At 39.0% G+C, this 19,656-nt stretch carries 19 protein-coding genes; 5 read left to right on the top strand and 14 right to left on the bottom strand.

Translation table 11 applies throughout. The features are described from left to right. Nucleotides 1–170 precede the first annotated feature (170 nt). Complete coding sequence (locus tag AKG34_RS00480; protein ID WP_053344286.1) at nt 171–1,067, top strand: DMT family transporter; 897 nt, start codon at nt 171–173, stop codon at nt 1,065–1,067. Nucleotides 1,068–1,182: 115 nt separating this feature from the next. Further along, nucleotides 1,183–1,890 (top strand): 23S rRNA pseudouridine(2604) synthase RluF, encoded by a 708-nt coding sequence (gene rluF / locus AKG34_RS00475; RefSeq protein WP_053344285.1) that lies wholly within the window; start codon nt 1,183–1,185, stop codon nt 1,888–1,890. Nucleotides 1,891–2,091: 201 nt separating this feature from the next. Here rluF and AKG34_RS00470 read toward each other — a convergent pair whose 3' ends face one another. The 10 genes from AKG34_RS00470 to AKG34_RS00425 all read right to left on the bottom strand — a co-directional run bounded on the left by AKG34_RS00470 (nt 2,092) and on the right by AKG34_RS00425 (nt 11,998). Further along, nucleotides 2,092–3,060: a sugar phosphate isomerase/epimerase family protein gene (locus tag AKG34_RS00470; protein WP_053344284.1), complete on the bottom strand. Its 969-nt coding sequence runs from the start codon at nt 3,058–3,060 to the stop codon at nt 2,092–2,094. Between the two features lie 21 nt (nt 3,061–3,081). Next, the gene (locus AKG34_RS00465) at nt 3,082–4,122 is read right to left on the bottom strand and encodes a Gfo/Idh/MocA family protein (protein ID WP_053344283.1); all 1,041 of its coding nucleotides are present in this window, start codon (nt 4,120–4,122) and stop codon (nt 3,082–3,084) included. 17 nt (nt 4,123–4,139) lie between these two features. Further along, entirely contained in the window at nt 4,140–5,162 is a 1,023-nt protein-coding gene (locus AKG34_RS00460) for a Gfo/Idh/MocA family protein (protein ID WP_053344282.1), read from the bottom strand. An 18-nt stretch (nt 5,163–5,180) separates the two neighbouring features. After that, nucleotides 5,181–5,903 (bottom strand): ThuA domain-containing protein, encoded by a 723-nt coding sequence (locus AKG34_RS00455; protein ID WP_053344281.1) that lies wholly within the window; start codon nt 5,901–5,903, stop codon nt 5,181–5,183. 232 nt (nt 5,904–6,135) lie between these two features. Next, entirely contained in the window at nt 6,136–7,170 is a 1,035-nt protein-coding gene (locus AKG34_RS00450) for a LacI family DNA-binding transcriptional regulator (RefSeq protein ID WP_053344280.1), read from the bottom strand. Between the two features lie 57 nt (nt 7,171–7,227). Next, nucleotides 7,228–8,046 carry a carbohydrate ABC transporter permease gene (locus tag AKG34_RS00445; protein ID WP_053344279.1) on the bottom strand — a complete coding sequence of 273 codons (819 nt, stop codon included), beginning with the start codon at nt 8,044–8,046 and terminating at the stop codon, nt 7,228–7,230. Then, on the bottom strand, nt 8,046–8,906 hold the full coding sequence (locus AKG34_RS00440; protein ID WP_053344278.1) for a carbohydrate ABC transporter permease: 861 nt from the start codon (nt 8,904–8,906) through the stop codon (nt 8,046–8,048). The genes AKG34_RS00445 and AKG34_RS00440 overlap by 1 nt, the downstream gene beginning before the upstream one ends. Before the next feature lie 175 nt (nt 8,907–9,081). Beyond that, nucleotides 9,082–10,380, bottom strand: coding sequence for an ABC transporter substrate-binding protein (locus AKG34_RS00435; RefSeq protein ID WP_053344277.1), 1,299 nt, complete (start codon nt 10,378–10,380; stop codon nt 9,082–9,084). A 364-nt stretch (nt 10,381–10,744) separates the two neighbouring features. Continuing rightward, complete coding sequence (locus AKG34_RS00430; RefSeq protein WP_053344276.1) at nt 10,745–10,930, bottom strand: hypothetical protein; 186 nt, start codon at nt 10,928–10,930, stop codon at nt 10,745–10,747. A gap of 228 nt (nt 10,931–11,158) precedes the next feature. Beyond that, nucleotides 11,159–11,998, bottom strand: a complete 840-nt coding sequence (locus AKG34_RS00425; protein ID WP_053344275.1) for a YitT family protein — start codon at nt 11,996–11,998, stop codon at nt 11,159–11,161. Nucleotides 11,999–12,457: 459 nt separating this feature from the next. Here AKG34_RS00425 and bioF point away from each other — a divergent pair, with 459 nt between their 5' ends. Genes bioF through bioC form a run of 3 tightly spaced genes read left to right on the top strand, consistent with a single transcriptional unit; the run spans nt 12,458 to nt 15,223 of the window. Continuing rightward, on the top strand, nt 12,458–13,654 hold the full coding sequence (bioF, locus tag AKG34_RS00420) for an 8-amino-7-oxononanoate synthase (RefSeq protein ID WP_053344274.1): 1,197 nt from the start codon (nt 12,458–12,460) through the stop codon (nt 13,652–13,654). Further along, the gene (locus AKG34_RS00415) at nt 13,654–14,400 is read left to right on the top strand and encodes an alpha/beta fold hydrolase (protein ID WP_053344273.1); all 747 of its coding nucleotides are present in this window, start codon (nt 13,654–13,656) and stop codon (nt 14,398–14,400) included. Before bioF ends, AKG34_RS00415 begins: the two co-directional genes overlap by 1 nt. Then, the gene (gene bioC, locus AKG34_RS00410; protein WP_053344272.1) at nt 14,393–15,223 is read left to right on the top strand and encodes a malonyl-ACP O-methyltransferase BioC; all 831 of its coding nucleotides are present in this window, start codon (nt 14,393–14,395) and stop codon (nt 15,221–15,223) included. The genes AKG34_RS00415 and bioC overlap by 8 nt, the downstream gene beginning before the upstream one ends. A gap of 376 nt (nt 15,224–15,599) precedes the next feature. On the opposite strand, the gene AKG34_RS00405 is transcribed toward bioC, so the two are convergent. The 4 genes from AKG34_RS00405 to AKG34_RS00390 form a co-directional block, all read right to left on the bottom strand. Next, nucleotides 15,600–16,277: an ABC transporter ATP-binding protein gene (locus tag AKG34_RS00405; protein ID WP_053344271.1), complete on the bottom strand. Its 678-nt coding sequence runs from the start codon at nt 16,275–16,277 to the stop codon at nt 15,600–15,602. Continuing rightward, entirely contained in the window at nt 16,274–17,380 is a 1,107-nt protein-coding gene (locus AKG34_RS00400; RefSeq protein WP_053344270.1) for an ABC transporter permease, read from the bottom strand. Before AKG34_RS00400 ends, AKG34_RS00405 begins: the two co-directional genes overlap by 4 nt. Before the next feature lie 98 nt (nt 17,381–17,478). After that, the gene (locus AKG34_RS00395) at nt 17,479–18,858 is read right to left on the bottom strand and encodes a sensor histidine kinase (protein WP_053344269.1); all 1,380 of its coding nucleotides are present in this window, start codon (nt 18,856–18,858) and stop codon (nt 17,479–17,481) included. Further along, nucleotides 18,855–19,532 carry a response regulator transcription factor gene (locus tag AKG34_RS00390; RefSeq protein ID WP_053344268.1) on the bottom strand — a complete coding sequence of 226 codons (678 nt, stop codon included), beginning with the start codon at nt 19,530–19,532 and terminating at the stop codon, nt 18,855–18,857. Before AKG34_RS00390 ends, AKG34_RS00395 begins: the two co-directional genes overlap by 4 nt. Nucleotides 19,533–19,656 lie beyond the last annotated feature (124 nt).

Raw genomic sequence — 19,656 nt, 5'->3', positions numbered from 1 at the left:
GTTCTTTTCTTCTATTATAATTATTCCCTTTAGATCCTTCCTCAATTATCCTGCTAAAATGGCTGATCCATAGGATCCTCTATTAAATTGCTTCCTTTTGTAGATTGCTTACATTTTTCTACTTTGATATATTTAGTGAATATTCCTTCAATTCGAAAAGAGGCTACCTTATGAAAAAATCCTATATTCTCTTATTTCTCATCTTGGCCAATCTGTTTTGGGCCGGCAATTATATATTTGGCAAATACGTTGTGACCGAACTTTCCCCAATCCAACTAACATTTACCCGCTGGCTAATTGCCGTTTTCTTATTATTCCCACTAGCCCATTGGATTGAAAAACCAAATTGGAAGAGTGTATGGAAAGCCTGGAAAGTACTTTTAGCAATGGGTTTACTCGGCATCATCAGTTATAATTTTTTCCTTTATTGGGCTCTGACCTATACAACATCTATGAATGCTGCTCTTGTCAATTCAATTAATCCTGCATTAATCGTTCTTTTTTCTGCATTGCTGTTAAAGGAGAAAATTTCAATCCATCATGTACTAGGCCTTATCATTTCATTATCCGGCGTATTATTAGTCTTAACAAAAGGACATCTCCTGGAAATTTTCCATCTCACTTATAATAAAGGCGACCTATTGATGATTCTGGCTATTCTCGTTTGGACCTTCTATTCAATAATCGGGAAAAAGCTGAAAAGCATTCCGATTATTTCAGCCACAGCCGTTTCTGTATTTCTCGGTTTGATTCTCGTTGCTCCATTTGCCATTGGCTCTGGACTGAACTTTGATTTAAGTGGCCCAGCAATCACAGGTCTTTTATATATTGGAATCTTCCCATCCGTAGGTTCCTTTATTTTCTGGAATATTTCGCTTCGTCATATCAATGCCAGCCAGGCTGGAATTTATCTTAATCTGATTGCCGTCTTTACCGCCATTCTAAGCCTGGTTTTAGGACAAACGATTACTATCGTCCAAATCCTTGGGGGGCTACTTGTCTTCACTGGCGTCTACTTGACGAGTAAAAAGAAAAAGGACCTTCAAGCTGTCACGAAGTCCATGTAAAAGTCATTCGGTAATTTGCATCCATGAACGCTTTCTTGCCTTTCCCTCTTGTCTATCCATCATGATTTACGTTATCCTTTAAAGAAGAAAATCTGAATGTAAAGGTGTGCTTTAGTTGAGGATCAATAAATATATTAGTGAGTCCGGGATTACTTCGAGACGAGGCGCGGATAAATGGATTGCCGAAGGCCGCGTAACGATTAACGGATCTGTTGCTGAGCTTGGCAGTCAGGCTGAACCAGGCGATGATGTTCGGGTTGATGGTAACCCCATAAAGGTAGAACAGCAAAATGTCTATATTGCGCTGAATAAGCCAATAGGCATTACGAGTACGACAGAAAAACACATTAAAGGAAATATTGTTGATTTTGTTAATCATCCACTAAGGGTTTTTCATATTGGACGTCTTGACAAAGACTCAAGCGGCCTCATCCTGCTTACAAATGATGGTGATATCGTGAATGAAATTCTGCGTGCAGAGAATAAGCATGAAAAGGAATACATCGTAACTGTGGATAAGCCGCTAACCTCTTCTTTCATACAAGATATGGCATCCGGCGTGGAGATTTTAGGTACGAAGACACTCCCTTGCAAGATCAAACAGTTGAACAAATATACGTTTAACATTACATTAATGCAAGGATTGAACAGACAAATCCGCCGTATGTGCTCAGCGCTAGGCTATGAGGTCCGCGATTTACATCGAATTCGGATCATGAATATCCATTTGGATGGGTTAGCCCTCGGACAATGGCGCGACCTAACGTTGGATGAATTGAGGGAACTGTTTAATGAGTTGGATTATACGCCTAGGCAGAGATGACTCAAAAGGATGCCCCTGAGTTCGGGGGCATTCTTTTTTATTCAATCTGTCCTAGACTTTTCAACATAGACTTAACTTTACTCGCAAATTTTGCCCTTTTACTCGTGAAATTGACTATTTTACTCGTGAGTTTCGATTATTTACTCGTAAATTCCAAAATAAAAAGCAACCTACGATAGGCTGCTCGTTATCGGCTATAAATTACACCCACCATAAATCAGTTGGGCTTTCGTTGATGAGGACCGTTTTCAAATTGGTTACTGCACGTTGAAAACCTTCTTCAATTGACATTAGCGGGTCTTCATGTTCAATGCTAACGACATAGTCATAGCCATATGTGCGAAGTGCACTCATGATGTCGGACCACTCTTGAAGACTGTGGCCGCAGCCCACCGAGCGAAAGTTCCAGGCACGGGTTTGGATGTTTCCATATGGCTGCATATCGGTAAGGCCATACATATTGATGTTATCCTGATCCAAGTATGTGTCTTTTGCATGGAAGTGGTAGATTGCTCCCGCTTTCCCAAGGATTTTGATGGCTCCCACCGGTTCGATCCCCTGCCACCAGAGATGGCTTGGGTCAAGGTTAGCGCCGATTGCGTCCGATGTAGCTTCCCGTAGTTTTAGCAAAGTGTAAGGTGTGTGAACGAGAAAGCCTCCGTGCAGTTCGAGTCCGATTTTAATATTGTGTTCATCAGCAATTGCTGCAGTTTTTTTCCAATAAGGAATCAACTTTTCTTCCCATTGCCATTTCAAAACGTCTTTATACTCATTCGGCCATGGCGCAACAGGCCAGTTTGGATATTTAGCTCCTTCGTGGTCACCCGCCGTACCGGAAAATGTATTGACGATTGGGACATTCAGTAAGGACGCAAGCTTGATTGTTTTTATGAGCGTTTCATCACTTTCTTTGGCAAATGATTCATCTGGAGAGATGGGATTGCCATGGCAGCTGAATGCACTGATAGTTAGGCCTCTTGTTTGAACAGATTCCAAGTATTTTTTGCGCTTTTCTTCACTTTCCAACAGTTCATCTAACGGACAGTGGACATTACCTGGATACCCGCCTGTACCGATTTCAACTGTTTTTAAACCGGAGGCTGCCACATAATCAAGCATATCCTCGAATGATTTTTGTGCGAATAGCACTGTAAAAATCCCTAACTTCACTAGCCCCACCCCACTTTTTCATTAATTGATACTCATAACCTTTCCACTTGCTGAGCTTTGATAAATGGCTTCAATTATCTTCGAAACTTTCATGGCTTCCGATGGTTTTACCAATGGTTCGGCAATTCCGAGGCAGCTATCAATAAAATTCTCTGCCTGTTGGAGATCGGGTGTATCCTCTCCAGGCATCCATACCGCCTCACTATTTAAAAGCATGCCGTGCTTTGCCTGATTCAAAATTAAGGGGAACACATCCAGTCCGCCCTGCGTTCCGGATAAACTCAAGACTGTTGCTTCTTCACGGATATTCGCGGCCCATGATGTTTCGAATAATAAAGATGCACCGTTGGCAAATTTGATATACGCGGTAGCATGATCATCTACTTCAAATACAGAGGCATCGAAATTACCCCATAGATTGACCTGATCGACACCCTTACTGACATAATTATATGTCGAACCTACAATTTCAATCGGCTCCGGGTCATCCATCAGCCATAAGGCCAAATCAAGTAAATGGCAGCCGTAATCAATAACGCTTCCTCCACCCTGCAATTCCTTACTCGTAAAAACTCCCCACCCAGGAACTTTCCGACGTCGGATTGCCTGTACACGCGCTACATACGGCTCACCAATTTCACCGGCCTGGATCATTTTCTTCGCAGCCTGAGCTTCCTTCATAAAGCGGTAATGGTAAGCAATAGATAGTACTTTCCCCGATAAGTTTGCAGCCTCGGTTATTGCTTTACATTCCTCGGTTGTAATCGCCATAGGCTTTTCGCACAACACATGTACACCTGCCTGCAGCGCGGCGATAGAAATTTCCGCATGAAACTTGTTTGGCGTGGCAATCGTAACTGCATCCACTTCCGCGAACATTTCTTCATAATTGGTAAAGACCTTTTCGATATGATATTCACGTGCCACATCTCTCGCCTTCAGTTCATCTATATCCTGAATTGCGTATAAAACTACCTTGTCTTGAAATTTTTGAAAAGCTGGGATATGCCTTTGTTGAGCAATTCCACCAGCACCGATTATTCCCATTTTTAATTTGTACATGATGACTATTAACCCCTTTATAAGCGGATGATTTTTCTGGATGCATTCGATTCCATCGCGCCAAGAATAACTTTTAATGATTTTAATCCTTCAACTCCTGAGATGAGAGGCACCTCATTGTTTACCACACATTTTACAAAGTGGCTGATTACTTCAGAATCATGCTGTCCTTCAGAGTCATTTGTCTGGATGCTACCTAATTCAATGGTTTCCGTCTTACCATTATCATGATGAATAATCAGTGAGTATTTAGGATCGTCTTCAAGACGTAATACGGCTTTTTCCGCATAAATGACCGTCGCATTGTCTTCTTTCGCATACGACCAGCTGGCTGTGAGAGTACCAATAATTCCGCTCTCCGTTCGCAGAATACAGGCAGCACTGTCATCAACATCTGTATTTTTCTTGGCAGTCGTTTCTACAAATGCTCCTACTTCAACAAATTCCTCTCCCAGGATATAACGCAATAAATCAGCTTTATGAACGCCTAAATCGCCCATAGCACCGATAACTGCCTGATCTTTTTTAAAAAACCAACTGTCCCGTCCGTCCACGGCCCAATTCTCTGGTCCAGAATGTCCAAAAGCCGTTCGGAAGCTGTAGACCCTCCCTATCTCACCACTATCAATAAGCTGTTTCGCTTTTTGATGAGAGGGGACAAAACGCTGATTATGACCAATCATTAATATTTTGCCGCTTTTTGAAGCTGCTTCATTCATTTTTTCTGCGTCATTTAAAGAAGTTGCCATTGGTTTTTCACAAAGAACATGCTTACCTGCTTCCAAGGCAGCAATTGTGATTCGGGCGTGCAAGTAATTAGGGGTACATACACTGACAGCCTCAATCTCCTCATTCTTCAAAAGTTCTATATAATCAGTATATGCTTGTGCGTTATACCTTTGTGCTGCTGTATTCGCCCGGTCTTGCACAATATCACAAACGGCAATTATCTCTGTTTCCTGGATCGCTTCGTATTCTGGAAAATGCCTGTTTTTTGCAATACTGCCGCATCCAATGACGCCTACTTTCACTCTGCCCATTCTACTCTCTCCTTCACTTCATCTCTTTATTGAGATAGTTTCCAACGGTTCGGCTTTTCCATATACCGATTTATTGTTAACTTCCGGCTTGACCCACTCAACGGCATTCTTAATCACCCGTTGTATTTGCGGATTATGGTATGTCGGATATGTTTCATGACCTGGCCGGAAATAAAAAATCTTACCTTTACCACGCTGATACGTACAACCGCTTCTGAAGACCTCCCCACCTTCAAACCAGCTGATAAATAATAGTTGGTCCGGCGTAGGGATATCAAAATGTTCCCCGTACATCTCTTCCTTTTCAAGTTCTATATATTCTCCGATTCCCTCAACGATTGGGTGACTTGAATCAACAACCCAAAGCCGCTCCTTTTCATCCGCTACCCGCCATTTCAAATCGCAAGTCGTGCCCATTAATTGTTTGAAGATTTTTGAGAAATGTCCAGAATGGAGGACGATAAGACCCATTCCCTCGAGTACCCGCTTATGAACCCGTGTGACAATTTCATCATGAACTTCTTCATGTGCGACATGTCCCCACCAGAGAAGTACATCGGTTTTCATCAGTATCTCTTCAGTTAACCCATGCTCTTCTTCCTCGAGTGTAGCCGTCTTCACTTCGAACTGTTCGCTTTGTAAAAAGCCAGCAATCGCACCATGGATTCCATCCGGATAAATTTCAGCAACATCAGGTTTTTCTTTTTCATGGCGATACTCATTCCATACTAGAACTCTCATGAACAATCTCCTCCACATTAATTTGTCGACAACTTGCTCTATATGTTTAACTACTACCTCTTAATTTCGAACGCAAACGTTTGCGTTCGAAATAATAAAAACTCAGTCGATTATAAGAACATACTTGGTATTTCGAAAAGTATGAATTTCAAAAAATTGTTAGTGATAATCTTTATTGTAAATTTATGTTAGCAAAAATCAAGCTTTAATTGGAAAAACATTTCTACACTTTTCATTTATTTTCCTTTTTAACAACAAAATGCGACTCTCGCTTTATGATTTTAGTTGGAATCCTGATACTTTTTTCCATCATTTCGGGATTTGCAATTAAATCAAACACACATTTTGCCGCTTCAAAGCCTAATTGATACGTATGAATATCGACTGTTGTAAGTGGCGTACTTAAAAATTCAATAAACTCTGAATGATTAAAACAGACGACGCTAACTTGCTCAGGTACTTTTAAATTCTTTTCCGCCAACACCCCTAGTAAAAGTACTCCCAATAAAAGATCCATTACCATAAAAGCGGTTGGAGCTTCCGGTAGATTTAGTAATTCCTTGATTGCCTTTATTCCATCTGCTCGATTTAAAGGGATCAACTTGATATATTCCTTTGGCACATTTAATTCGGCCTGCTCCATAGCTTGTTGAAACCCTCTTAAGCGGGCTTGAATCACTTCAAACTCAGGGCTCCCCCCTAAAAAAGCGATTCGCTGATGACCAAGATTGATTACAAACTCCGATAATTCCCTGGCTGCTTGAACATTATCGTTATCAATGAAGGTGATTCCGCTCATGTTCGTACTTGGTTTCCCAATCAAAACAAATGGAAAGCCCTGCTTTAATAAATAGGGCACCACTTTATCATCCTTTTTCGAATACAAAACAATCATACCGTCCACTCGTCTACCCTGAACCATTTTCACGACGTCTTCAAAAATAGCATCCTCGGTTTCACCGGTCGTTAGAGAAAGACTGTATCCCTCTTTATTGCAAAAATCCCCGATTCCACGGATAACCTCTGGAAAAAAAGGATTGTAAAGCGATTCTCTGGCTGAATTTTTCATGACGATTCCAATAGCCTTGGTGGATTTCGTGACCAAATTCCGGGCATTTTCATTCATATGATAGCCCATTTCCTTTAATACCTTACGTACCTTACGCTTTGTCTTTTCACTGATTGCTGGGCTGTTATGGATAACACGCGATACCGTTGATGGAGCGACATTCGCTTTTTTGGCAACGTCCTTTATCGTAACAGACATATTCAACACCACTTCCCGTTCACCGCACATGGCTTAATATTCCCTATATTTAAATACTTATTTAACGGCACCATCCGCAATTCCTTTGATAATTTGCCTCTGAGCAAAAAAATACGCGATAATGACTGGAATAATGGATAAAGTAAGCCCAGCCAAGGCTAGATGCCATTGTTTCGTATACTGTCCGAAAAAGAAGAATAATTTAAGCGGGATTGTCTCCGAGCCAGCGCCTCCAATAACAAGGGATGGCAACAGGTAGTCGTTCCAAATCCAAATAACATTTAAGATTCCAACTGTAATCGACATAGGTTTTAATAAAGGAAAAATGATATACCAAAATACTTGAAACCTGTTCGCTCCATCTATTTTCGCAGCTTCGTCAAGCGAGGTAGGAATCCCTTTTAAAGTACCGTGATACAAGAATATCGAGAGACTGCTGCCAAAGCCTAAATACATGAAAATCAACCCAGCCTTGTTCAACATCCCAAGCTGTCCGAATTGGGCAACAAGCGGTATCATCACAGATTGAAATGGAATCAACATGGCTGCCACAAACACGAAGAAGAGCAAAGAACTGACTTTACTTTTGTTTCGTGAAAGCGCATAAGCCGCCATTGCAGAAAAGATAATAATTATTACCACGCTGACGCCCGATATCAATAAAGAATTAAATAAAGTCCGAAGGAAATCCAATTGTTCGAAAGCTTGAGTAAAGTTTTCGAATGTCCAAGTTTTAGGTAAACCCAGCGTGTCGGCAAAAATATCACGTTTCATTTTAAAAGCATTGACAATCATTAAATAAAACGGAGCGAGCCACAATAATGCCAAGATGAAACCGATGAATCCAACCAGCCATAGCTTCCATTTTTTTCTCATTACAGCTCAACCTCCCTTTTCTTATTGATATACACTTGTGTTAGAGAAACTGCTGCCACAATTACGAAGAAGATAACGGCCTTTGCCTGCGCATATGCCATATCATTTTCGGTAAAAGCGGATTTAACAATGTTCATCGCAACCATTTCAGTTGAGTTATAAGGCGCTCCATTAGTCAAAGAAAGGTTTTGATCATAAATTTTAAAGGAGTGGGAAAGCGTTAAGAACAAACTAACGGTAAAAGCCGGTGCTACAAGCGGAAAAGTAATATGGCGAAAACGTTGAAAGCTGTTGGCCCCATCAATTTTAGCCGCCTCGATCAGTTCTTCAGGAACCGCTTGTAAATAAGCAATATAAATGATCATGATATAGCCAGCCATTTGCCAAGACGTTAAAATGATTAATCCCCAAAAACCGGTTTCTGTCGTTGACAGCCAGCCATTAAAAGCTTCAATCCCTGTCAAATCACCAATTGCGCCGAATACTTTAATAAAAATAAACTGCCAAATAAAACCGAGAATCAAGCCACCAATCAAATTTGGCATAAAGAAAACTGTCCGAAGTAGATTGCTTGATTTAATTTTCGACGTCACGATAAGCGCTAAACTCAAGCCGATAATATTAATTACCACAATAGCTGCTACTGAAAATTTAATGGTGAACCAAAATGTATCCAGAAACCCTCTATCCGTAAATAAGTCTATATAATTTTTAAGCCCTATAAAGTCCGGAGTTCCAAGTCCGTTCCAATTCGTAAATGAATAATAAAATCCGTAAATGAGTGGCACAATCACCACCAAAATGAGTGCAGCCAGAACAGGTGTCAAAAACAGCCAATATGCGGCATCCCGATTTCTCAATGAAACCGACCTCCTTATGAAAGATATATTAGTAGAAAATGAGTTTTAATTTCGGAATCGAAAATCGAAGAATATCTAGTAACCGAACTTTCCCTTTAACGACTTTCTTGTAACAAAGAACAACCAATCGACACAGCTTTCGACGGCGATTGGTTGTTTCCCCTTTACGGAATACTTATTTACTGTGAATTTTCTCCCAATTTTCAATATTTTGTTGCACAAGTTCATCCCATGTTAGTTTACCAGTTACGTATTTTTGGACACTTGCACCTAGGTCATCATTCCAACCAACTGGATATCCATTAAAAACCCAGCCAGTCGTCTTTCCATCTTGTGAATATTTATAAATTTCTTTTGAAAGTGGATCGGCAATTTTTTCTACGTCATACCCTTCATAAGCTGGAATGAATTTAAAATCCTCCAAAACAGCTTTTTTTCCTTCATCAGATGTATACATCCAGTCGAGGAATTTCTTCGCTTCTTCCTGAACTTTTTCATCTGATTTTTTGTTCACTGCCCAATAGTTTGGAACCCCAACTGGCATCCCCGCAGCTGTATCCCCATTCGGAATCGGGATAATACCAATACCGTTTTCGGCTAACTCAGGATCCATATCGTACACTGTGTTATACACCCAGTTTCCTTGCTGAATGATTGCAACCTTTTCAAGCGAGAACAACTCTTCCACTTGTTGTGAATAATCTAGACTTGCCGTCGGCTGAACGGAATATTTATTTTGAATATCGACCAGTTGCTTAAACTTGTCACCATCCGTAAATTTAACGGTTGGTGACTTGCTCGCAGTTAATACGTTCCCATCAAATTCAGGTGCTAAAAAGACATTTGATAAGTGGTTTCCTGTTACCCACTTCTCTTTAACCGGATAAGCGAAAACCGCCTCGATTTTCAATTTATCTTTCTGTGAATCCAGTTTTTTAACCGCAGCCTCTAATGCTGAATAACTAGTAATTTCTTCAGGTTTAACTCCGGCTTCTTCAAAAATTCGTTTGTTATAAATCAAGCCGTATCCTTCTTGGTTAAATGGAAGCCCTAGAACGTGCCCGTCCTCTTCCACGCCATCCAATGTACCATCAAGCGCAGCAGCTGCAGCCTTTGTATCCTTTAAATCTAATAATCTATCTTTATATTGTTCAACATCTATTGGTCCGCCAATGTTAAAAACTGCTGGCTCCTCACCTGAAGCAAACTTTGCAGTAATGGCTGATTTATAATCATTTCCACCACCCACTGTTGATATCTTGATTTTTACATTTGGATTTTCTTTTTCATATTGTTTTGCCAAATTCTCAAATTGCTGCTTAAACTCTACTTTGAATTGAAAGATATCCAGCGTCACTTTATCTTTGTCTTTAGAGTCACTGTCTCCACCTGTAGAAGAAGAGCATCCAGCCAAAATCACACTAAAAATTAATAAAACAGAAAAGATTCCCCCGTACCATTTTTTACGTTTCATGCCTACCAACTCTCCCTTTTTCATAAGATCTTATGCAAATTCAAGAAAACGTTTGCATAAAATGATAAAAAAATATACGCTTCTAAATCTACTATATTATTATTCTATCCAACCTTTTATACATCACCTCCTTACATGAACACTGTAAACGTTTTCATTTATGCGCTTTATATTACCACTAAATTCCATACTTTACAATTAAATTGTATTTTTTTGTAAACAACAAGTAGGATATAAGCCTTGTCTACTTAATTATATGATTCACAAACCTAAGATTATTCCTTTATTTGATTATAAAAATTATCGTAATGGACATTTATTCTAAATAAGTTTTAAATAGGGAAACCCAAAGGCTCCCCTCTATTCACTTCAATACCATCTTCACATTGGATGAACCATACTCATCCTTTAGTTCATAATATTTATCACTTGCTTGTCCAAATTCTTCAAACACACCACTAATAATCAGTTTATTCGTTTCCTTATCAACTATGCTGTACTTGATATTGCTTTTCCCAAACTTTCTGTCATCCACTTTTAAAAGGATCATATTGGACACACCTCCATATTTAATGGCTGCACTCCTCAGGGTGTTTGGATTCTTACTTACATAATATAACAAATTATTCTTAATTTACAGATTTTTCTCTTTTTGGAAAAATAAAAAAAGCCTATTTAGGCTCTTTGCAATTATTTCTTTAGTTCCAAATCAAATGTTTCAAAAATACTATATAAGATTCCCCATTAAAAGGAACCACATTGGCTCCTCAATATGGTTTTAAGACTTCGAAATATCTAAGAATCCTTCTCCAAATACATCACGAACATCATGTATGGCTATAAAAGCACTTCTATCAGTAGACTGTACAATTCTCTTTAATTTGAGTACCTCTTGCTTACTAATAACAATATATAGGATTTCCTTGGATTCTTTTGTATAGTATCCATGACCACTAAAAACAGTCACCCCTCTATCCATCAAAACGGTTACTTGTTTTGCAATCTGATCTGCTTCTTTTGAAATGATGGTAATCGCTTTTTTCGGGTTCAATCCTTCAATGATGAATTCCATCGTTTTTGTTCCAATATAAAGCATAAGGATAGTAAGCATTAGACCTTCTGCACCAATAATAAAATAAGATGAGAACGCAACGATTAAATCGAAAAACAGAAGTCCATAGCTTAAGCTCCATCCCAAATATTTATTCGTAATTCGTGCTAAGATCGTTGTACCGGCAGTCGTGCCTCCAACTCGAATGATTATGCCAATACCTGCACCGGCAAAAACACCGCCAAATATCGCATTGACGACCAATTCATCTGAAGATATCGACCAACTTTCGGTTAAATGGAGGAAAAGTGAATTAAATGCAACGGCTATGATTGTATAAACCGTTGTTATTTTCGACAAATATTTATAACCGACAATGAGCAGGAAAGCGTTAATAATCAAACTTAACAGCCCTGGTGACCATTCAAAAAGATAAAACAAAATGATGGTTATCCCCGTGACTCCTCCCTCACCAAGTTCATTGGGAATAACGAAAAGATTTATTGCCAAAGCGAAAATAAAAGCTCCTATTAATATAAAGAAAACATCTAAAGAAATCTTTTTCATATTTAATTACCTTCCTTTATGTAATGGTTAATGTGAAAAGAAATAGGTTAATTTCACTGCTCTATAGTAACATGGAATTCCATTTAATCCTTCAAAGATTTGAAGGTTTAACAAAAAGACTACCTTGGAAGTTAGATTATCTTCAATGAACAAGATTAATACATACAAAGACACTAATTTTCACTAAGCTTTTTTATACATTAGCTTAACAAAGCCACTGTCTCCTTCTCATTAACCTATTATTATGTTAGTTTCATGCTCCTCGACCTGGTTCAAATGACCAACAGCATACTTATGATAAGTGTCTTTTTTCGCCCCTTGATTTCTCCTAGATTAATGGATAATCAATTTATTATCATGTTCCTTTTCAAAGCTTGACAGTTTCATTGAGTCATGATTAGAATGTTTTATATGTTAACCTATATTATTTTTAGTTAACATATAAAAAGGAGAATGGCTATGCACAGTGAAAAACAATTACCTTGTTGGGAAGAAAAAATTAAGAAAGAACTGGCTTATTTAGAAGAGATATCGCAAAAACGTGAACTCGTTTCAACGGAATTCGCCGAGCAGCCATGGCTTATGATCAACGGGTGCAGGATGCTAAATCTAGCTTCTAATAACTATTTAGGATATGCAGGGGATGAGCGGCTGAAAAAGGCTATGGTAGATGCAGTACATACTTATGGTGCAGGAGCAACGGCTTCACGTTTAATTATTGGCAATCATCCTCTTTACGAGCAAGCAGAACAAGCTCTTGTCAATTGGAAGAAAGCCGAAGCAGGACTCATTATTAACAGTGGATATAACGCGAACCTTGGAATTATCTCCACCCTGCTGTCCCGTAACGATATTATTTATAGCGATAAATTGAATCATGCAAGCATTGTCGATGGAGCTCTCTTAAGCCGTGCAAAGCATCTACGCTATCGTCATAATGATTTAGATCATTTAGAAGCATTATTGAAAAAATCATCGATGGAAGCACGTAAATTAATCGTGACGGATACGGTCTTCAGCATGGACGGTGACTTTGCTTATCTTGAAGACCTTGTTCGGTTAAAAGAACGTTATAACGCTATGTTAATGACTGATGAAGCACACGGAAGCGGCATCTACGGTAAAAACGGTGAAGGTTATGCCGGTCATCTCCATCTTCAAAATAAAATAGATATCCAAATGGGAACATTCAGTAAAGCACTCGGTTCATTCGGGGCCTATGTCGTCGGGAAAAAATGGCTCATCGACTATTTAAAAAATCGCATGCGCGGATTCATTTATTCAACTGCACTCCCCCCGGCCATACTCGGTGCTATGAAAACAGCGATAGAACTTGTACAGCAAGAACCAGAACGCCGCTCACTGCTCCAAACACATTCAGAACACTTTAGAGAAGAACTCACATATTACGGGTTTAATATTTGTGGAAGTCGATCACAAATTGTTCCTATCGTCATCGGGGAAAACGAAAAAGCGATGGAATTTGCCACACGTTTGCAGAAAGAAGGAATTGCAGCTATTGCTGTCAGGCCGCCGACCGTTCCTGAAAATGAGGCGAGAATCCGTTTTACTGTAACAGCTCTCCACGATAAAAAAGATCTTGATTGGGCAGTTGAAAAAGTTTCGATCATTGGAAAAGAAATGGGTGTTATTTAATGAAACAGCCGAATTTAGTCATGCTTCCTGGCTGGGGAATGGAAAAAGATGCGTTTCAACAGTTAATCAAACCGCTGTCAGAAGTATTTCACCTCTCATTCATAGAATGGAGAGATATGAAAACACTAAATGACTTTGAAGAACGAGTCATAGACACAATCGCTTCTATTGATGGTCCTGTTTTTTTACTTGGCTGGTCATTAGGATCTCTATTATCACTTGAACTTGCAAGTTCGTATCGAGAAAAAATAAAAGGTTTTATACTAATTGGCGCAACAAGTCGGTTTACCACAGGAGATAATTATTCATTTGGCTGGGATCCACGAATGGTCGAGCGCATGAAGAAACAACTGCAGCGCAATAAAGAGAAGACTTTGACTTCTTTCTATGAAGCAATGTTTTCCGAAGCTGAAAAAGAAGAAGGTTTTTATCATCAATTCATCACGACAATTCAAAGCGAGTTTCATGGGGATGACGTATTTTCGCTTCTTATAGGTTTGGATTATTTACTTCAGAAAGATGTTAGAGTAAAGCTCGACCAGATTGAAACTCCCATTTTATTGATCCATGGGAGAGAAGACAAAATTTGTCCACTCGAAGCCTCATCTTTCATTAAAGAAAATCTGGGTGGGAAAGCCGAGGTTCATATTATCGAAGGCGCTGGTCATATTCCATTTTTCACAAAACCACAGGAATGTGTGCAGCTTATAAAAACATTTATTCAAAAGGAGTACATTCATGATTGATAAACAATTGTTAAGTAAGCGATTCAGTGAACATGCGAAAACATATGATACATATGCCAATGTTCAAAAAAACATGGCGAAACAATTAGTGGATTTGCTCCCTCAAAAAAACAGCAAACAAAGAATTAACATCCTTGAAATTGGCTGCGGTACTGGTTACTTAACCAGGTTACTCGTTAATACATTTCCTAATGCTTATATTACCGCTGTTGATTTAGCACCAGGAATGGTTGAAATGGCGAAAGGAATAACAATGGAAGACCGTGTTACTTTTTTATGTGCTGATATCGAAGAAATGACGCTTAATGAAAATTACGACTTAATTATTTCTAATGCAACGTTTCAATGGCTGAATAATCTTCCTGGGACCATTGAACAATTGTTTACACGATTAACGCCTGAAGGCAACCTGATATTTTCAACGTTTGGAATTAAAACCTTTCAGGAGCTTCATATGTCCTATGAATATGCGAAAGAAAAGCTTCAACTTTCAATTGATAGTTCACCAGGCCAAATGTTTTACGCTCTAGAAGAATTATCCCAAATTTGTGAAGAAGCAATCCCTTTTTCATCAGCATTTCCATTAGAGATAACAAAATTAGAAAAGCTTGAACTAGAGTACTTTCAGACAGTACGTGAATTTTTCACTTCAATTAAAAAGATTGGTGCAGCTAACAGCAACAAAGAAATCTACTGCCAGCGCCCTTCTTTTTTTCGAGAGTTAATCAACATATACGAAACAAAATACCAAGATGAATCAGGTGTGAAGGCAACCTATCACTGTTTGTTTTTTAAGATAATAAAACATGCCCCCCTACCCTAACACCTTAATCCGAAGATAACGGTCAGGTATACCAGCATAGTATCCTTTTTCTATCTTATAGCCGTTTATAAAATATACTAGGAGATCACCTTTTCCGTCTTTCCTTACATAATTTAAGTCCGTTCTATAAAGTATTTATATCGACTACTGTTTCCAACTAGAATTCAGCTGCTTACTGTCCATTAGGATTAGTTTTTCTCAAATAGTAAAGTTCATCTTGTTTTTGAATTTAACTAAACAAGGTTCCCAAAAATTCAGGCCGCCGCCTCTCCTAATTCCTTTGGAGAAGCGGCGGCCTATTTATCAGTTACATCGGAATATATCAGCGCTTATTGTAATAACTCAAATCATGAAAATGTGTTTACGTTTAACTTTTTCACCCAAAAACCTTGCCATCTGTAATATTGACCACTCGATCACATAAATCTAACATTCTTTCATCGTGCGTTACCATGATGGCCGCTTTATTTCTTGACTTCACCTCATGAGCAAGCATTTCAACAACATCCCTGCCTCTTTTGGAATCAAGACTTGCGGTTGGTTCATCCGCTAAAATGATTTCAGGATCATTCATCAACGAACGGGCGATGGCTACACGCTGCCGCTCTCCGCCCGACAGTGCTTCTGGCAAGTGATCTGCCCGATGTCCAAGTCCAAGGTGGCTAAGCAATTCGTCCGCTTTTTTCATAGTTTTTTTATCCCGTTTGCCAATCAGTTCAGAAATGAGCAGAAGCTGATCTCGTACTGTTAGATATGGAACAAGATTCGACGATTGGAATACAAACCCGATCTTTTCAAGGCGCACTCGAGTCAATTTCTTTGGAGATAGTGATGTAATATCCTCATCATTCAGCAGTAAGCGACCTTTACTTGGGGAAAGTAACGCACCTGCTATGGAAAGAAAAGTACTTTTTCCTGAGCCAGATGGACCCACGATGGCAACAAATTCCCCCGCTCTCACATTCAGGGAAATATTATCAAGAGCTGTCACCTTATTATCGCCTTCCCCATAAATCTTACTGACGTTTTCAAATAATAGTTTATCCCCCATCATGATACCCTCCCTATTGCTTCGATCGCATCTATCTTCGCTACTCGATATAGTGATAGCAGTGAACCCAATACGGATACAACCAAAAGTAACAGGGAATATTTAATAACCAAATTGGTACTCAATTCAAATGGCATTCCCTCTGGCATAATTAAAGTGACACCATATGTCAGTGCAACACTAATGGCTATACATGCCACGGCAAGTAGCATAACCTGACCAACGATACTTTTTGCAAGGAAACTCGTATTAGCTCCAAGTGCCTTAAGGACACCAAATTGATTCGTTTTTTGTAAAGTAATGACATAGAAGAACACCGCCAAAACAAAAGCTGCTATAACAAACAAAAAGGCAATCATCATCGTCAATGTACCCTGTTCCTCTTTGAACCCTGGTATACTCTGAAGGGATTCATCTTTCGAAATGAGTGTTAGGTCTTCAGGCAATGATTCACGTACATTTTCTTCTGCCTTTGAATCCATTTGCACGGCTATCGTGCTGATTGAATCATTCCCTTGATTTTTCAATGCTGGGTTAATCTCCTGCCATCCCTTAACATTCATGTAAACTACCGGTGAATGGCTGTAAGACTGCTTTTCAGTAAAACCAACAATGGTGAAAACCTTACCTGATAGATCATCTTTAAGTGAATCACCTAATTTATAACCAACTTCTTTTAAAGAACTATCTGCAACTACTTCACCTTGTTTCTTATTGTCATAGTTCGTTCCTTCTATGACCTTCGGTGCTAAAATACCACTAGCATTGGTCGCAAAAATCGTGACATCCGTTTTCTCCGATGAGCCGACTTTATTCAATGTGATCATCATTTGCCCAAGTCCTTCGGCTGCTTTAACATCCGATGAAGCCCGGATTTCATCTAGCTTTTCCATGGATATGATCGATCGGTTCAATTTATTTTTAGAGTCATGCTCCATTACGAAATAGTCGGCCTTCATATTTTGTATGGATGAAGCATTATCTGAAGAAAGTCCATTGGCTAATCCTGAAATGATAAAGACAAGCAAAGCGACCAATACCATAATCAGTCCAATCAGCAGATAACGTAACTTTGAATGCTTTAGTTCACGTATTGCTAAAAACATTATTTCATCTCCCATTCCTTTTATTACCGATCCAGATGTACTTCAACCGGTATGAATTGATTGTAATCAATCAATATGAATGGAAGATGAACGAATGATTACATAAGGGGCAAACGGATATAAAAAGTGGTCCCTTTGCCAAGTTCGCTTTGAACCTCAATCGTTCCGCCATGTAGTTCAACCATCTTCTTCGTTATCGAAAGTCCTAAGCCACTTCCTGTTTCACTGCGATTTCTCACTTTATCTACTTTATAAAAGCGATCAAGGATATAAGGGAGGTCTTCTTCTGGAATTCCCATACCCGTGTCTGAAATCATCACTTCAACAAAGTTACCCATTTTTTTGAGTCGAATAACGATCGAACTGCCGCTTTCGGAGTATTTAATGCTGTTGGTTATCAAATTCGTCCATACTTGATTTAAAAGTTTCTCATCTGCAGAAACGACGGTTGATGGTAAATCCATTTCAATCACCATATCTTTTTCCCGCCAATTCCATTCCAGCATAAACATCACTTGCCTTATTTGTTGTGCTAAATCAAAACTAGACCGTTGCAGCGCGTCATCCTCTTTATCTAAGGAAGCAAGCATTAGGAGCTGTTTACTCAACAAGGACATGCGCCGGCTCTCTTTTTCAATAATAGACAAGTACTCATTTCTTTGTTCCTTTGTTAATTCCTCCGATTGAAGGGTTTGAGAAAAACCTTGTATTGATGCGAGTGGAGATTGAATTTCATGAGAAACATTTGAAACGAATTCCTGTCTCATATCATCTAACCGCTGTATGCTTTGAGTCATTTTCGTAAAATGTTTAGCCAAATCCCCAATTTCATCACTGCGGGTAACATTCAACTTACTACTATAATTCCCATCAGCGATTCTCTTTGTGGCTTCTGTTAATTTCGTAATTGGCTTAACAATGAAACGCGTGTTAATAATCACAAATAAAAAACTGAGTAGGAGTGTAAGTACGAGCAAAACAGAAAGGTAAAAGCGGAACTCTCCAAACTGCAGTTCTATATTCGGCCGTACAAACAAGGCATATTTCTCGCCATCCACATTAATTGGGACCCCAATGCTATTGATTAATACATCCTCAAAAAACCCCGTAATAAATAGCCCATTATTATAATTAGCTATCCCTTGATAGGTTTTCCCGTTCAAAACTCCTGAAATAATGTCTGAATCCAAAGTTGTATCCCGAAACGGCTCCCCATATAAAGTCCCTTCACCCTGCTCATTAAATAAATACATTTGATAGTGCAATCCTGCTATATGATTTAAATACGCATCAATATCCTGACCTGGATTTTCTTCATATAAAGAGACGATCTCACCAGCAACTTTGCTTATCTTCTCGCCATTGTGTGGTTTCTGAACCTTATGATAATAGACATTGGAAATTAAAAATGCGATGACACTGGCAAGCACCATAATCAAAATAGTTTGAATAACAATCCTGAAATAGAGTGTTTTCACTTCTTATTGACCTCCAGTTTATAACCTAAGCCACGGACAGTCGTTATCACAAAATCATCGGTACGCCCGGCAAAACGTTCCCTTAACCGTTTAATATGGACATCAACCGTCCGATCATCCCCTTCAAAGTCAGCACCCCACACCAGTTCAATAAGCTGCTCACGTGTAAAGACCTGATCAGGAAAACTCCCCAGCTGAGCTAGTAGCTCAAATTCCTTAAGCGGCAGGAGCAACGTATTCCCCTTTATTCGCACTTCATAACTTTTACGGTCAATAACCGTTTGATTCAAGGAAATCAATTCAGAATTAACCATGCGATACCTGCGCAAAAGAGCTTTAATTCGAAATAATAGCTCTCGGGGTTCAAATGGCTTGACCAGATAATCATCAGTACCAGCAAAGTACCCCTTTTCTTTATCGATAAGTTGATCTTTAGCTGTCAATAAAATAACCGGTAGATCATATTGATCCCGTATTTCCTTACAAAGATCCAGTCCGTTTTTATACGGCATCATAATATCTACAACAGCAAGATGGATTCGTTCTTTCTCTAGTAATGATGAAGCTTCATTTCCATCCTTTGCTTCGAACACCATGTACCCTTCTTTTTCTAAGTGAAATTTTAATAATTCTCTAATATGACGATCATCATCAGCAATTAATATATGTATCAAAGAAACCACATCTCCACTTCATTTAATAACCCTAGCTATTCATACAATAGCAATAATTGAGCATTTAAAACAACAAATACTAATTCGCGCTCTAGAAAACCAGTGGTTACTTTCCTTATAAATT

This window comes from Peribacillus butanolivorans (assembly GCF_001273755.1).
GTDB classification, from domain to species: Bacteria; Bacillota; Bacilli; order Bacillales; family DSM-1321; genus Peribacillus; species Peribacillus butanolivorans.
Note: the sequence above shows the minus strand (reverse complement) of the source record. Positions and strands in the feature narration are given on the sequence as shown.

Bases quoted from the DNA above. Each gene is read 5' to 3' on its own strand.
- AKG34_RS00480 (WP_053344286.1), top strand. From the start codon at position 171: ATGAAAAAATCCTATATTCTCTTATTTCTCATCTTGGCCAATCTGTTT.
- AKG34_RS00465 (WP_053344283.1), bottom strand. From the start codon at position 4,122: ATGTACAAATTAAAAATGGGAATAATCGGTGCTGGTGGAATTGCTCAA.
- AKG34_RS00460 (WP_053344282.1), bottom strand. From the start codon at position 5,162: ATGGGCAGAGTGAAAGTAGGCGTCATTGGATGCGGCAGTATTGCAAAA.
- AKG34_RS00455 (WP_053344281.1), bottom strand. From the start codon at position 5,903: ATGAGAGTTCTAGTATGGAATGAGTATCGCCATGAAAAAGAAAAACCT.
- AKG34_RS00450 (WP_053344280.1), bottom strand. From the start codon at position 7,170: ATGTCTGTTACGATAAAGGACGTTGCCAAAAAAGCGAATGTCGCTCCA.
- AKG34_RS00445 (WP_053344279.1), bottom strand. From the start codon at position 8,046: ATGAGAAAAAAATGGAAGCTATGGCTGGTTGGATTCATCGGTTTCATC.
- AKG34_RS00435 (WP_053344277.1), bottom strand. From the start codon at position 10,380: ATGAAACGTAAAAAATGGTACGGGGGAATCTTTTCTGTTTTATTAATT.
- AKG34_RS00430 (WP_053344276.1), bottom strand. From the start codon at position 10,930: ATGATCCTTTTAAAAGTGGATGACAGAAAGTTTGGGAAAAGCAATATC.
- AKG34_RS00425 (WP_053344275.1), bottom strand. From the start codon at position 11,998: ATGAAAAAGATTTCTTTAGATGTTTTCTTTATATTAATAGGAGCTTTT.
- bioF (WP_053344274.1), top strand. From the start codon at position 12,458: ATGCACAGTGAAAAACAATTACCTTGTTGGGAAGAAAAAATTAAGAAA.
- AKG34_RS00415 (WP_053344273.1), top strand. From the start codon at position 13,654: ATGAAACAGCCGAATTTAGTCATGCTTCCTGGCTGGGGAATGGAAAAA.
- bioC (WP_053344272.1), top strand. From the start codon at position 14,393: ATGATTGATAAACAATTGTTAAGTAAGCGATTCAGTGAACATGCGAAA.
- AKG34_RS00405 (WP_053344271.1), bottom strand. From the start codon at position 16,277: ATGATGGGGGATAAACTATTATTTGAAAACGTCAGTAAGATTTATGGG.
- AKG34_RS00400 (WP_053344270.1), bottom strand. From the start codon at position 17,380: ATGTTTTTAGCAATACGTGAACTAAAGCATTCAAAGTTACGTTATCTG.